Annotated in this window: 15 protein-coding genes; all 15 read left to right on the plus strand. The window is 68.4% G+C overall.

Going from position 1 to position 13,369, the window contains the following annotated elements:
* The first annotated feature begins 4 nt into the window (after positions 1 to 4).
* The 15 genes from WBL06_RS08465 to WBL06_RS08535 all read left to right on the plus strand — a co-directional run bounded on the left by WBL06_RS08465 (position 5) and on the right by WBL06_RS08535 (position 13,315).
* Positions 5 to 235 (plus strand): hypothetical protein, encoded by a 231-nt coding sequence (locus tag WBL06_RS08465; protein WP_424455550.1) that lies wholly within the window; start codon positions 5 to 7, stop codon positions 233 to 235.
* Positions 236 to 335: 100 nt separating this feature from the next.
* Complete coding sequence (alaS, locus tag WBL06_RS08470) at positions 336 to 2,993, plus strand: alanine--tRNA ligase (protein WP_424455551.1); 2,658 nt, start codon at positions 336 to 338, stop codon at positions 2,991 to 2,993.
* Complete coding sequence (gene ruvX / locus WBL06_RS08475; protein WP_424455552.1) at positions 2,993 to 3,454, plus strand: Holliday junction resolvase RuvX; 462 nt, start codon at positions 2,993 to 2,995, stop codon at positions 3,452 to 3,454. Before alaS ends, ruvX begins: the two co-directional genes overlap by 1 nt.
* Complete coding sequence (gene mltG, locus WBL06_RS08480; protein WP_424455553.1) at positions 3,451 to 4,866, plus strand: endolytic transglycosylase MltG; 1,416 nt, start codon at positions 3,451 to 3,453, stop codon at positions 4,864 to 4,866. The genes ruvX and mltG overlap by 4 nt, the downstream gene beginning before the upstream one ends.
* Positions 4,863 to 5,711 (plus strand): shikimate dehydrogenase, encoded by an 849-nt coding sequence (locus WBL06_RS08485; RefSeq protein ID WP_424455554.1) that lies wholly within the window; start codon positions 4,863 to 4,865, stop codon positions 5,709 to 5,711. The genes mltG and WBL06_RS08485 overlap by 4 nt, the downstream gene beginning before the upstream one ends.
* A 25-nt stretch (positions 5,712 to 5,736) precedes the next feature.
* Positions 5,737 to 6,963 (plus strand): chorismate synthase, encoded by a 1,227-nt coding sequence (aroC, locus tag WBL06_RS08490; protein ID WP_424455555.1) that lies wholly within the window; start codon positions 5,737 to 5,739, stop codon positions 6,961 to 6,963.
* The gene (locus tag WBL06_RS08495) at positions 6,960 to 7,448 is read left to right on the plus strand and encodes a shikimate kinase (protein ID WP_424455556.1); all 489 of its coding nucleotides are present in this window, start codon (positions 6,960 to 6,962) and stop codon (positions 7,446 to 7,448) included. Before aroC ends, WBL06_RS08495 begins: the two co-directional genes overlap by 4 nt.
* The gene (aroB, locus tag WBL06_RS08500) at positions 7,430 to 8,530 is read left to right on the plus strand and encodes a 3-dehydroquinate synthase (protein WP_424455557.1); all 1,101 of its coding nucleotides are present in this window, start codon (positions 7,430 to 7,432) and stop codon (positions 8,528 to 8,530) included. The genes WBL06_RS08495 and aroB overlap by 19 nt, the downstream gene beginning before the upstream one ends.
* 94 nt (positions 8,531 to 8,624) lie before the next feature.
* Positions 8,625 to 8,909 (plus strand): GIY-YIG nuclease family protein, encoded by a 285-nt coding sequence (locus tag WBL06_RS08505; protein WP_424455558.1) that lies wholly within the window; start codon positions 8,625 to 8,627, stop codon positions 8,907 to 8,909.
* A gap of 78 nt (positions 8,910 to 8,987) precedes the next feature.
* Complete coding sequence (locus WBL06_RS08510) at positions 8,988 to 9,422, plus strand: type II 3-dehydroquinate dehydratase (protein ID WP_424455559.1); 435 nt, start codon at positions 8,988 to 8,990, stop codon at positions 9,420 to 9,422.
* 11 nt (positions 9,423 to 9,433) lie between these two features.
* Entirely contained in the window at positions 9,434 to 9,997 is a 564-nt protein-coding gene (gene efp, locus WBL06_RS08515) for an elongation factor P (RefSeq protein ID WP_424455560.1), read from the plus strand.
* Entirely contained in the window at positions 9,994 to 10,413 is a 420-nt protein-coding gene (nusB, locus tag WBL06_RS08520; protein ID WP_424455592.1) for a transcription antitermination factor NusB, read from the plus strand. Before efp ends, nusB begins: the two co-directional genes overlap by 4 nt.
* 78 nt (positions 10,414 to 10,491) lie before the next feature.
* Entirely contained in the window at positions 10,492 to 11,394 is a 903-nt protein-coding gene (locus tag WBL06_RS08525; protein WP_424455561.1) for an ABC transporter ATP-binding protein, read from the plus strand.
* A 41-nt stretch (positions 11,395 to 11,435) separates the two neighbouring features.
* Complete coding sequence (locus tag WBL06_RS08530; RefSeq protein ID WP_424455562.1) at positions 11,436 to 12,464, plus strand: aliphatic sulfonate ABC transporter substrate-binding protein; 1,029 nt, start codon at positions 11,436 to 11,438, stop codon at positions 12,462 to 12,464.
* A gap of 8 nt (positions 12,465 to 12,472) precedes the next feature.
* Positions 12,473 to 13,315, plus strand: a complete 843-nt coding sequence (locus WBL06_RS08535) for an ABC transporter permease (protein WP_424455563.1) — start codon at positions 12,473 to 12,475, stop codon at positions 13,313 to 13,315.
* Positions 13,316 to 13,369 lie beyond the last annotated feature (54 nt).

Here is a 13,369-nt window from a genome sequence, read left to right on the forward strand (position 1 = left end):
TTCCATGAAGGGTCTGCTGCTTCTCACCGTCGGTGTCGCCGCCGGATTCGCGATCGCCCACCAGGTCTCGAAGACCCCCGAAGGGCAGAAGTTCTTCGCGGATGTCGACAAGAAGGCCAAGGAGTTCAGCGACTCGGTCGTTCAGGGCTACAAGAGCCGTGAGGCCGAATTGAAGCAGACGGTCGACGGCGTCGTGTCCGACATCGGCGCTCGCGCCCGCACCGCCGCCAAGTAACCGCCGACCCCGGTCCGGCGGTCGCCCCGCCGGGCGGTCCGCCGCGCCGCAGGACCCCAAACCCGCCCTCTGGGCGGCGAACGAAACCCAGGGAAATCCCGTGCAGACCGCCGACATCCACCGCCGCTGGCTCACCTTCTTCGGTGAGCGCGGGCACACCGTCGTTCCCTCCGCGTCGCTCGTCAGCGACGACCCGAGCCTGCTGTTCACGGTGGCCGGCATGGTGCCGTTCATCCCGTACCTCACCGGCGTGGTGCCGGCGCCGTACCCGCGCGCGACGAGCGTGCAGAAGTGCATCCGCACCAACGACATCGAAGAGGTCGGCAAGACCCCGCGCCACGGCACGTTCTTTCAGATGAACGGCAACTTCTCGTTCGGCGACTACTTCAAAGAGGGCGCGATCGGCTACGCCTGGGAGCTGCTCACGAGCCCCGAGAGCGCGGGCGGCCTCGGCTTCGACGAGAAGGACCTCTGGGTCACCGTCTACGAAGAGGATGCCGAGGCGCGTGAACTCTGGAAGAGCGTCGCGGGCCTTTCGGATGACCGCATCCAGAACCTCGGCAAGGATTCGAACTACTGGTCGACCGGGCAGCCCGGCCCCGCGGGCCCGTGCTCGGAGATCTTCTTCGACCGCGGCCCGATGTACGGCGCCGACGGCGGACCGGCGACCGACGACGACCGCTACGTCGAGATCTGGAACCTCGTCTTCATGCAGTACGCGATCCAGAACGTGCGCAGCAAGGTCGACTTCGACATCGTCGGCGAACTGCCGAAGAAGAACATCGACACCGGCATGGGCATGGAGCGCGTCGCCTTCATCAAGCAGGGCGTCGACAACATGTACGAGATCGACCAGGTGCGTCCGGTGCTGGATGCCGCGGTCGCGTTGTCGGGCAAGAAGTACGGCGCCGACCATGGCGACGACGTGCGGTTCCGCGTGATCGCCGACCACGTGCGGTCGGGACTCATGCTCATGACCGACGGCGTCACCCCGGGAAACGAGGGGCGCGGCTACATCCTGCGTCGCCTGCTGCGCCGAGCGATCCGCTCGATGCGCCTGCTCGGCGTCGACGCGCCGTCGTTCGCCGAGCTCTTCGACGCCTCGCGAGTCGCGATGCGCGACGCCTACCCCGAGGTCGAAGAGAACTGGGACCGCACCTCGCGCCTCGCACTGGGCGAAGAGGAGACCTTCCTGTCGACCCTCGCGAGCGGCACGACCATCCTCGACACCGCCGTCGCCGAGGCGAGGAAGAAGGGCGACGAGACGCTGCCGGGCGACACGACGTTCCTGCTGCACGACACCTTCGGATTCCCGATCGACCTGACGCTCGAGATCGCCGAAGAGGCCGGGCTCACCGTCGACCGCGACGCGTTCGACAAGCTCATGACCGAGCAGCGCACCCGCGCCAAGGCCGACGCGAAGGCCAAGAAGGGCGCGATCGCCGATCTCGCGATCTACTCCGACCTGCGCTCGATGGGCGAGACCGTGTTCACCGGCTACGACGCCCTCGAGACCGAGACCAAGGTGCTCGGCATCCTCGTCGACGGTCAGCCGGTCACGACGGCCACCGCGGGGCAGGTGGCGGAAGTCATCCTCGCCGAATCGTCGCTGTATGCGGAGTCCGGTGGCCAGGCAGCCGACCAGGGACGCATCGTCGGCAGCGGCTTCGACCTCGAAGTGCTCGACGTGCAGCGGCCGGTGAAGGGGCTCATCAGTCACACCGTGCAGGTCACCTCGGGCGAGGTGGCGGTGGATGACGTGGCCGCCTCGGTCGTCGACCCGGTCTACCGGCACGCGGCGTCTCAGGCGCACTCGGCGACCCACCTCGTGCACGCGGCACTGCGCCAGACGCTCGGCAGCGAAGCGCACCAGTCGGGCTCGTACAACAAGGCCGGCTACATGCGGCTCGACTTCTCGTGGAACCAGGCGTTGTCGCCGGCCACGAGGTCGGAGATCGAAGAGGTCGCCAACAACGCGGTGCGCGACAACCTCGAGGTGACGACGCGCATCCTGTCGCTCGACGAGGCGAAGGCGGCGGGGGCGATGGCGCTGTTCGGCGAGAAGTACGGCGACACCGTGCGGATGGTCGACATCGGCGGCCCGTGGTCGCGCGAACTGTGCGCCGGCATCCACGTGCGCACGTCGGCCGAAGTCGGCATCGTCAACCTCGTGAGCGAGTCGAGCGTCGGCTCGACCAACCGCCGCGTTGAGGCGCTCGTCGGGCTCGACGCGTTCCGCGATCTGGCGGCCGAGCGAGCGATCGTGTCGCAGCTCACGAACACCCTCAAGACGCCGCGCGAGCACCTGCCGGAGCGCATCACGTCGCTCGTCGAGCAGCTCAAGGCTGCCGAGAAGAAGATCGCGGCGTTCGAGGCGCAGAAGCTCTCGGGTCGCATCCCCGCCCTCGTCGAGAACGCGACACGTGTCGGCGCGTACCGCGCAGTGGTCGAAGACCTCGGCGAGCTGGGCACCTCTGACGAACTTCGATCCCTTGCCACGAGCGTGCGCGAGCGGATCGGGTCGGATGCGGCCGTCGTCGCCCTTGCAGCTCGCATCGACGGCAAGCCCGCCGTGATCGTCGCGACCAACCAGGCCGCGCGGGATGCCGGAGCCAAGGCCGGTGCACTCGCCAAGCAGGCGGCGGCGACCCTCGGCGGGGGCGGCGGAGGCAAGGACGACCTCGCCCAGGGGGGCGGCAGCGACGTCACCGCGATCGCCGCAGCGCTCTCGGGCATCACCGAATCGCTGCGGAGCTGATGCGACCCGGAGTGCGCCTCGGCGTCGACGTGGGCAAGGCCCGCGTCGGGATCGCCGTCTGTGATCGCGACGGGTTGCTCGCGACCCCGGTTGCGACGCTCCGGCGGGAGGATGCCGACGAGCGCGCGTTCCGCATCCTGGTGGAAGAGCACGGCGTGACCGAGATCGTGATCGGACTGCCGCTTTCGCTCAGTGGCGGCGACACGGCATCCACGACCGATGCCCGTGACTTCGCCCGCGCGGTCGCGGGCTGGATCGGTGTGCCCGTTCGTCTCGTCGATGAACGCCTCTCGACCGTGTCGGCGCAGCGCGCGCTGCACGCCGTCGGGCGACGCACCAAGGGCTCGCGTGCCGTGATCGACCAAGTTGCCGCTGTTATCATCCTGCAGAACGCCCTCGACCATGAGCGCTCGGCGGGCCGCCCGCCTGGGGCGCTGGTCGACCGCCAGGGAGAAGAGTGACCAACACCGACGAACCGAGCTGGGACGAGATCTTCCGTCCCGCCGGTGGCGAGCCCGCCCGGCCGCAGACCCCGCCGACGCCGGAGCCCGACGTCGGAGCGTACCCAGGGGTTCGAGCATCCGACCCCTTCGCGGTCGCCGCAGCTGAAGCGGGATCGCAGTCCCAGCGCGCCGCAGCTGAAGCGGGATCGCAGTCCCAGCGCGCCGCAGCAGGCGGCGACGAGACCATGACTCGGCGACAGTTGCGCGAGCTCGAGGAGCAGCAGGCACAGCGCGGGGGCCGGGGTGGCGGACGACCTCCCTCGGACAACCTCGCGAAACCCAAGAAGAGGCGGCGCTGGCTGGTCGTCGCGATTGTCATCGCGGCCGTGCTCATCGGAGGCGGGGGCGCCGCAGCCTTCGCATGGATCAACTACGAAGACAAGGTGCGGGAACTGCTCGGCTGGGAGCTGTCGAACGACTACCCGGGCGAGGGCAACGGCACAGAGGCGATCGTGACGATCGCTTCCGGCGACCTCGGCGACGACGTCGCTCGCAAACTCCGTGACGCCAAGGTCACCCTCAGCTTCGACGCGACATGGGAATACCTCCTCGAACGCGAGGCCGCGGGCGATCCCGTCGTCTTCTTCCCCGGCAGCTTCCGCCTGCAGGAAGAGATGAGCGCGGCCTCCGCAATCGCGGCGGTCACCGATCCTGCGAACCAGCTGGTCAACCAAGTGCTCATCACCGAGGGGATGAGCTACCCTGCCGCACTCGACCAGATCGCGGCCGCGACCGAGATCCCGATCGAGGAGTTGCAGGCGGCCGCCGAGGACTACACCTCGTTCGGCGTTCCAGCGGAGGCACCCAACCTCGAGGGCTGGATGTTCCCGGCGACCTACCAGTTCGATCCGGGAGTCACCGCGCAGCAGGCGATTCAGGTGACCGTCGACGAGATGTTCGCGCGATTGGATGCCCTGGGCGTCGCGCCCGAGGGCCGGTTGGACATCCTCAAGATGGCGGCCCTCGTGCAGCGCGAGGCGGGGTCCAGCGAAGACATGCCCAAGATCGCGCGGGTGTTCTACAACCGGCTCGCCCAAGACATGCTGTTGGAATCGGACGCCACAGTCGCCTATGGCACGGGAAACACCGACACGGTGTGGACCACGGCGGACGAGCGAGAGAATCCCGACAATCTGTACAGCACCTACGTGCATCCGGGACTGCCCTATGGCCCGATCGGTCTGCCGGGCGAGGAGGCGATCAAGGCGGCGATCTCACCGGCGGACGGTCCCTGGCTCTTCTTCGTGCCGATCAACCTGCAGACGGGGGAGACGGTGTTCTCAGAAACCGCGAGTGAACACCAGGCTGCGGCTGAGCAGCTGTACGCGTGGTGTCGCGCGAGCGACGAGAACGCGTCGTACTGCGAGTGAGCGGGGCCGCACCGGTCGAGCGTCATCTCGCGGTGCTCGGTTCACCCATCGAGCACTCGCGCTCGCCCGACCTGCATCGGGCCGCGTACCGTGTGCTCGGCCTGCCCTGGGATTACGAGCGTCGGGAGGTGTCGTCCGGAGCCCTTGCCGAGTTCCTCCACGAGCTCGATGCATCGTGGCGCGGCCTTTCGCTCACCATGCCGCTCAAGCGCGAGGTGCTGCCGCTGCTGGCCGAGCGTACCGATCTTGTCGAGATCTCGGGGGCCGCGAACACCGTGCTCCTGACGCCCGACGGACCGCGCGGGTTCAACACGGATGTCGCCGGGATCGTGGGCGCGCTCGGCGATCACGGCGTGACGGATGTCGACACGGTGCACGTCATCGGCACCGGCAACACGGCGTCGTCGGCGTTCCTCGCGGCCGAGCGCCTCGGGGCCTCGCGCGTGTTGATCTCGGGTCGCAGCCTCGACGGCATCGCCGCGCTCGAGCGGCTCGGTGACCGGCTCGGCGTCCACACCGAATGGCGCCTGTACGGGTCGCACGTGCCGGTGCGCTCCGACCTTGTGATCAACACTCTCCCCGGCGGCGTCGACCCCGACGACGTGGCCGACGCCGACCTCGGCGAGGTGCTCATGGAGGTTCCGTACGACCCGTGGCCGACACCTCGTGCCGCGCGTTGGGCCGAGCGCGACGGGCTCGTCGTCAGCGGCCTCGAGATGCTGTTGCACCAGGCGATCGGACAGGTGCGCGTCTTCATCACCGGGACCGAGGGCGGGCGAATCGATCGGGAAGACGAGGTGATCGCGGCGATGCGCGAAGCGGTCGGCCTGGAGCTGGAAGACTGAAGCCGTCCTCAACAGATTGGTAGTCATGTTGCGCTGGTTGACCGCGGGGGAGTCGCACGGGCCCGAGCTGGTGGCGATCCTCGAGGGGATGCCCGCCGGCGTCCCGGTGTCGAAAGCCGCGATCCAAGCCGACCTGCAGCGGCGCAAACTCGGTTACGGCCGGGGCGCGCGTATGAAGTTCGAGGAGGATGTTCTCGACATCTCGGGTGGCATCCGCTTCGGCCTCACGATGGGTTCCCCGATCGCCCTGCGCGTCGGCAACACCGAGTGGCCGCGCTGGGTCGATGTCATGAGCGCCGAGCCCGTCGACCTCGAGACCTTGCCGAAGGGCCGAGGGGCGCCCCTCACCCGACCGCGACCCGGCCACGCCGACCTGGTGGGCATGCAGAAGTACGACTTCGAGGAGTCACGCAATGTGCTCGAGCGCGCGAGTGCCCGGGAGACTGCCGCGCGGGTGGCCCTCGGCGCCGTCGCCCGCGCGTTCCTCGGCGAGCTCGGCATCCGTCTCGTCGCTCACACGCTCGCCATCGGCGAGGTGCGCGTTCCCGACGGTGCCGCCCTGCCGACCGCCGACGATGTCGACGCACTCGACGCCGATCCGCTGCGCTGCTTCGACGCCACGACCTCGGCCGCGATGGTGGCCCGCATCGACGAGGCCCACGACACCGGCGACACGCTCGGCGGCGTCGTCGAGGTGCTCGCCTTCGGCCTTCCGCCGGGACTCGGCAGCTACGTGCACTGGGACCGCAGGCTCGACTCGCAGCTCGCGGGCGCGCTCATGAGCATTCAGGCGATCAAGGGCGTCGAAGTGGGCGACGGCTTCACCACGACGACTCGCCCCGGGTCGGCCGCCCACGACGAACTGGTGATCGGCGCCGACGGCATCACCCGGCTCTCCGACCGCGCGGGCGGCATCGAGGGCGGGATGTCGACTGGCACGCTGCTGCGCGTGCGCGCCGGGATGAAGCCGATCGCGACCGTTCCGCATGCGCTGCGCACCGTCGACGTCGCGACCGGTGAGGCTGCGGGAGCCCACCACCAGCGCTCTGACGTGTGCGCCGTGCCGGCGGCCGGAGTCGTCGCCGAGGCGATGGTGGCGCTTGTTCTGGCCAACGCGATGCTCGAAAAGTTCGGCGGCGACTCGATCGGCGAGACCCGCCGCAATCTCGAGGCCTACCGCGCGGCGATGCCCGAGTCGTTGCGCACCGCTTCCGCATCCGAAGCGGAGGCAGCGCCCTCCGACCGAGAATGATCGTCTTCATCGGTCCGAGCGGGGCGGGCAAGTCGCGGCTGGGCAAACGCGTGGCGCGGATTCTCGGCGTGCCGTTCGCCGACAGCGACCGCCTGCTCGTCGCCGAGTACGGCCCGATCGCGCAGATCTTCCGTGACCACGGTGAACCGCACTTTCGGGCCCTGGAACGAGAAACCGTGCACGGCGCCCTTCAGGGCGAGGGTGTGCTGTCGCTGGGCGGTGGAGCGGTACTCGACCCCGAGACTCAAGATGAATTGACCGCGCATCGGGTCGTGTACTTGACAATCTCGCCGGAAGCCGTGGCACGACGGCTGGCCGGCGACACCGACCGGCCGCTCGTGCGCAACGGCGTTGAGGACTGGGTGGCGCTCAACGCCCCGCGGTGGCCGATCTACACTCGGCTCGCCGATGTGACCTTCGATACGTCCCACCGCCCCAATGACGAGATCGCGAAAGAGGTAGCGGCATGGCTGACGACCCCATAGCGGCAGGCGCCGCGACGACGATTCCGGTCGGCGGCAGCCCCGGATACGACGTACTCGTCGGTCGCGAGCTGCTCGGACGGCTGCCCGAGATGCTGTCGCCGAAGACGGCGAAGCTGCTGATCGTGCACGCGCCGACTCTCGGGGCGCGGGCCGAGGCGCTGCGTGAACAGCTCAGTGGCCGCTACGAGGTGTACCTCGCCGAGGTGCCCGACGCCGAGAACGCCAAACGCGTCGAGGTGGCGGCGTTCTGCTGGGGCGTCATGGGGCAGACCGATTTCACCCGCACGGATGCCGTGATCGGCCTGGGCGGGGGAGCGACCACCGACCTCGCCGGCTTCGTCGCAGCGACCTGGCTGCGCGGCGTCGACGTCGTGCAGATCCCGACGACGGTGCTCGGCATGGTGGATGCCGCGGTCGGCGGCAAGACCGGGATCAACACCGCGGAGGGCAAGAACCTCGTCGGGGCGTTCCACGCGCCGCGGGCGGTGCTCTGCGACCTCGAGCTACTCGACGCCCTGCCGAAGAACGAGATCCTCGCCGGATTCGCCGAGATCGTGAAGGCCGGGTTTATCGCCGAACCCGAGATCCTCGACATCATCGAAGCGGATGTCGAGGCGGTCACTGACCCCCGCACGCCGCAGTTCCGGCGCGTCGTCGAACTCGCGATCGGCGTGAAGGCGCGCGTCGTGGGGGAGGACTTCACGGAGCAGGGGCTGCGCGAGATCCTCAACTACGGGCACACTCTGGGCCACGCGATCGAGCACGCCGAGCGCTACCAGTGGCGCCATGGTGCGGCCGTCGCGATCGGGATGGTGTTCGCCGCGGAACTCTCCCGGCTGACCCGCAACCTCGGCGACGACGCCGTCGACCGGCACCGCAGCATCCTCACCTCGCTGTCGCTGCCCACCAGCTATCCCGCCGCGCGCTGGCCGTCGCTCCTCGCGACGATGCAACGCGACAAGAAGGCCCGCGCCGGGATGCTGCGCTTCATCGTGCTCGACGCGATCGGCCGCCCCACCACCCTCGAGGGCCCCGACGAGTCGCTGCTCTTCCTCGCCTACCAGAACGTCGCCGAAGCCTGACCCGCGTCCTCCCCAGCGCGCCGACCCCGCGGGTTGAGCAGCGCCCGAAGGGCGCGTGTCGAAACCACACGCGGTCGATCGCGAGGATGCAGACATGGGCTGGGTCTACATGCTGCGGTGCCGCGATGGAAGCTACTACGTCGGCAGTACGACGAACCTCGAAGCGCGAGTCTTCCAACACCAATCCGGCGTAGGTGCGGAGTACACGAAGTCGCGCCTCCCGATCGAGCTGGTCTGGGCACACGAGTGCGAACGAGTGGACGAGGCGTTTGCGCTGGAGAAGCGCATCCAGGGATGGTCGCGGGCGAAGCGCGAAGCGCTGATTCGGGGCGACTACGACGCACTTCCATGGCTGAGTCGCGGTTCGTACCGCAGGTGACCCGAGCGTTGGTTTCGACACGGCGCCTGCGGCGCCTGCTCAACCAGCGGGGTGTGGTGATGTCGGTACGCTCGGAGCATGTTGCGCGTGCTGGTGCTCAATGGGCCGAACCTGGGGCGGCTGGGGAGCCGCGAACCGGATGTGTACGGGGCCCAGGATCTGTCGGCACTGAGGGTGCTGCTCGCCGAGAAGGCGACCGAAGGTACCGAGATCGATCTGCGGCAGACCGACGACGAGGCTGAGCTCGTCCATTGGCTACACGAAGCCGTCGACTCGCAGACCCCGGTGATCCTCAACCCGGCGGCGTTCACCCACTACAGCTATGCCCTGCGCGACGCGGCGAAGATGGTGACCACGGCCGGCATCCCGCTCATCGAGGTGCACATCTCCAATCCGCACGCGCGCGAGGAGTTCCGGCACACCAGCGTCATCTCGGGCGTCGCGACCGGCGTCATCGCGGGTTTCGGGTTCGATTCGTACGTGCTGGCGCTCGGAGCGCTCGGCCGCAGCTAAGCTCGTTCTTCGTGGCAACGACCAACGACATCAAGAACGGCAGCGTTCTCAACCTTGATGGCCAGCTCTGGAACGTCATCGAGTTCCAGCACGTCAAGCCGGGCAAGGGTGGCGCGTTCGTGCGCACCAAGATGAAGAGCATCATGTCGGGCAAGGTGGTCGATCGAACTTTCAATGCCGGCACGAAGATCGACTTCGCGATCGTCGACCGCCGTGATTTCCAGTACCTGTACAAGGACGGCGACGGCTTCGTGTTCATGGACACGACCGACTACGACCAGGTGACGGTCCCGACGGGCATCGTCGGAGACGCCGCCAACTTCATGCTCGAGAACCAGACGGTGACGATCGCGACCCACGACGGCGACCCGCTCTACGTCGAGTTGCCGACCTCGGTCGTGCTCGAGGTCACCTACACCGAGCCCGGACTTCAGGGCGACCGGTCGAGTGCCGGCACCAAGCCTGCGACGCTCGAAACGGGCCACGAGATCCAGGTGCCGCTCTTCCTCGAGCAGGGCACCCGAGTCAAGGTCGACACCCGTGACGGGTCGTATCTCGGGCGCGTGACCGACTGAGCGCCCGCACCAAGTCTCGCAAGCGCGCCCTCGACATCCTGTTCGGAGCCGACGTGCGCGGCATCGAGATCGCGACTCTGCTCGGCACCGAGGCGGAGCGCGCCGAGACGCAGCCCGAACGCGGAACGTCGTGGCCGTACGCCCGCGAGATTGTCGAGGGTGTCGACCGCCACCTCGCAGAACTCGACGACGAGATCGAAGCGCATTCGCAAGGTTGGAGCCTTGCGCGGATGCCGGCTCTCGACCGCGCGATCGCCCGATTGGCGGCATGGGAGATCCTGTACAACGACGAGGTACCCGACGGGGTCGCGATCGCCGAAGCCGTCGACCTCGCGACGTCCCTCAGCACCGAGGAGTCGTCGGGCTATCTGAACGGTCTGCTGGGCGCGATCGCGCGCAATCGCGAATCCCTCTGAGGGTTCCCCGTCGGCGCGTGTTGCGTTTCGTGACATCCCGCTTTGTGCCGTCGGTCGGCCTTCCGTAACTTCGGTCGGGTGCCCGCATCCGTCGCTGTCTCGGCTCCCGCCCTCCGGGTGAGCCTGCGCGGCGTCGGACGGACCTTCCCGGCGCCCGGGGGCGGACTCAAACCGGTGCTGCGCGACGTCGACCTCGACATCCGTCCTGGCGAGATCATCGCGCTGCTCGGCCCCTCAGGCTGCGGGAAATCGACTCTGTTGCGTCTCATCGGGGGTCTGGACACGGCGGATGCCGGCGCGCTCGCGCTCGACGGAACACCGATCGCCGAGGTCGATCAGCGGTCGGCGATCGCCTTTCAAGAGCCGCGTCTGCTGCCGTGGCGGTCGATCGAACGCAACGTGAGCCTGGGCCTGCCGCGCGGTACCGACGCTGTGGAGGGCCGGGGGCGGGTCGCCGAGCTGCTTCGCCTGGTGCAGCTCGAGCACGCTTCGGCGCTGCGGCCGCGACAGGTGTCGGGCGGGATGGCGCAACGTGCGTCGCTGGCTCGGGCGCTCGCGCGGGGACCTGGCGTGTTGCTGCTCGACGAGCCGTTCGGCGCTCTCGATGCCCTGACCCGGCTGACGATGCAAGACCTGCTGCTCGACATCCACTCGACCGAACCGGCGACCGTCGTGCTCGTCACCCACGACGTCGATGAGGCGCTGACCCTCGCCGATCGCATCGTGCTGCTCGGCGAAGACCCGGCTGCCCCGGGAACCGGATCGTCGATCCGCTCGATCCTCGAGGTCGGCAAACCGCGGCCCCGCGATCGTGCCGATGCGGCCCTCGCGTTGTTGCGCGCCGATCTGCTCGAACGGCTCGGCGTCGACAGCCACCACACCCCGAATTACGTCACCGCCGCGCTGCGCAAGCAGCGGAAACAGGTCGGCGATCGGCCCACGGGCACGACCGACGAGCCGACCCGGCCCCACGCGTTCTAACCCGCACATCCATTCCAACCGTTCCACAGCAAAGGAAACCCATGAAGAAGAGTCCCCTCGCCGTTATTGCGGTGATCGCGACCGCCACGGCGCTTGCCCTCACCGGCTGTGTGCCCGGCGAGAACGCCGGCACCGACGCCCCGCCCGCCGACGGCGACTGGAGCGCGTCGACCCTCAGCATCGACTTCGCGACGTACAACCCGCTGAGCCTCATCATCAAGGAGCAGGGCTGGCTCGAGGAGACCTTCGGGGACGACGTCGAGGTCACCTGGACCCAGTCGCTCGGCTCGAACAAGGCGAACGAAGGTCTGCTCGCCGGGGCGCTCGACGTCGGCTCGACGGCTGGTTCGGCCGCACTCCTCGCCCGCTCGAACGGCTCGCCGATCCAGACCATCGCGATCTACACCCAGCCCGAGTGGTCGGCGCTCGTCGTTGCCGAAGGATCCGACATCGAGTCGGTCGAAGATCTGCGCGGCAAGACCATCGCGGTGACGATCGGCACCGACCCGTACTTCTTCCTGCTCCAGGCGCTCGACGAGGCCGGCATCGGGCTCGACGAGGTCAACGTGCAGAACCTCCAGCACGCCGACGGCGGCGCCGCACTGCTCAACGGCACGGTCGACGCCTGGTCGGGCCTCGACCCGATGATGGCCGCGAACGAGATCAACTCGGGTGCCGTGCTGTTCTACCGCAACATCGACTTCAACACCTACGGCTTCCTCAACGCCACCGAGTCGTTCATCGCCGACCACCCCGACCTCGCGCAGGCCGTCGTCGACGCCTACGAGAAGGCCCGTCTGTGGTTCCTCGAAAACCCCGAGGAGTCGGCGGCGCTGCTCGCCGAGGTCGCCGGAATCGACATCGCGGTCGCCGAGAAGGTGTTGCTCGAGCGCACGGTGGTCGACCTCGACCCGGTCCCGGGTGATACGCAGTACTCGGTGCTGGAGAAGGTCGGGCCGATCCAGGTCGCGAACGGCGACATCGCCAGCCAGGACGATGTCGACAAGGCGCTCGACTCGCTCTTCAACACCACCTTCATCGACGCTGCCGACCCCGACCGGGTGGGCTGACCGTACCGATGGAAGTTATCTCCACGGTCCGCGGCGGGGTCGGCGGACCCCCCGCGGACCGGGAGCGAGAGACCACCGACCGCCGGCCCCGCTCGGGTCGGCGGTCTCGGTGGTTCTGGCTTCTCGGCGCCGCCATTCCGGTGGCGCTCCTCACCGTGTGGTGGCTGGCCTCGCATCTCGGCTGGGTGGCGTCGCACAAGCTCCCGACACCCGATTCGATCGTCGTCGCGGCCGTCGACCTCTGGAATCGGGGTCTGCTCGGACTGCACACGGCGATCTCGATCCAGCGCGTGTTCATCGGCTTCGCGATCGGGGCGGTCGTCGGTCTCGTGCTCGGTGCGGTCGTCGGCCTCTCCCGGCTGGCGGAGGGCTTCCTCAGCCCCACGGTCGGGGCGATTCGTGCCGTACCGTCACTCGCGTTCGTGCCGCTGCTGATCCTCTACCTAGGTTTCGGCGAAGACTCAAAGGTCACTCTCGTGGCCATCGGTGCCCTCTTCCCGGTGTACACAACGGTCTCCGGCGCGCTCCGCCACGTCGACCCGCAGCTCGTCGAGATGGGCCGCGCGTTCGGGCTCGACCGCATCCGGCTGTTGTTGACCGTGCAGTTGCCCGCCGTGATCCCGGCGATCGTCTCGGGCCTGCGGCTTGCCCTCGCCCAGTCCTGGCTGTTTCTCGTCGCCGCCGAACTGGTCGGATCGACGATGGGGCTGGGCTACCTCCTGATCGAATCGCAGAACAACCTGCGCACCGATCGGCTCTTCCTGGCGATTCTGATGCTCGCGGTGCTCGGCAAGCTCAGCGACGCACTGATCGGTGTGCTCGAACGGTTCCTGCTGAAGCGCTGGGGCTAGGCGCCACGAGCGCGCGGTCCGCTACACTGGCCACGCAACAGACCACCTTTAAGT

The organism is Pseudolysinimonas sp. (assembly GCF_049651805.1).
Classification (GTDB): Bacteria; Actinomycetota; Actinomycetes; order Actinomycetales; family Microbacteriaceae; genus Pseudolysinimonas_A.

Bases quoted from the DNA above. Each gene is read 5' to 3' on its own strand.
- WBL06_RS08465 (WP_424455550.1), top strand. From the start codon at position 5: ATGAAGGGTCTGCTGCTTCTCACCGTCGGTGTCGCCGCCGGATTCGCG.
- ruvX (WP_424455552.1), top strand. From the start codon at position 2,993: ATGCGACCCGGAGTGCGCCTCGGCGTCGACGTGGGCAAGGCCCGCGTC.
- aroC (WP_424455555.1), top strand. From the start codon at position 5,737: ATGTTGCGCTGGTTGACCGCGGGGGAGTCGCACGGGCCCGAGCTGGTG.
- WBL06_RS08495 (WP_424455556.1), top strand. From the start codon at position 6,960: ATGATCGTCTTCATCGGTCCGAGCGGGGCGGGCAAGTCGCGGCTGGGC.
- aroB (WP_424455557.1), top strand. From the start codon at position 7,430: ATGGCTGACGACCCCATAGCGGCAGGCGCCGCGACGACGATTCCGGTC.
- WBL06_RS08505 (WP_424455558.1), top strand. From the start codon at position 8,625: ATGGGCTGGGTCTACATGCTGCGGTGCCGCGATGGAAGCTACTACGTC.
- WBL06_RS08510 (WP_424455559.1), top strand. From the start codon at position 8,988: ATGTTGCGCGTGCTGGTGCTCAATGGGCCGAACCTGGGGCGGCTGGGG.
- WBL06_RS08530 (WP_424455562.1), top strand. From the start codon at position 11,436: ATGAAGAAGAGTCCCCTCGCCGTTATTGCGGTGATCGCGACCGCCACG.
- WBL06_RS08535 (WP_424455563.1), top strand. From the start codon at position 12,473: ATGGAAGTTATCTCCACGGTCCGCGGCGGGGTCGGCGGACCCCCCGCG.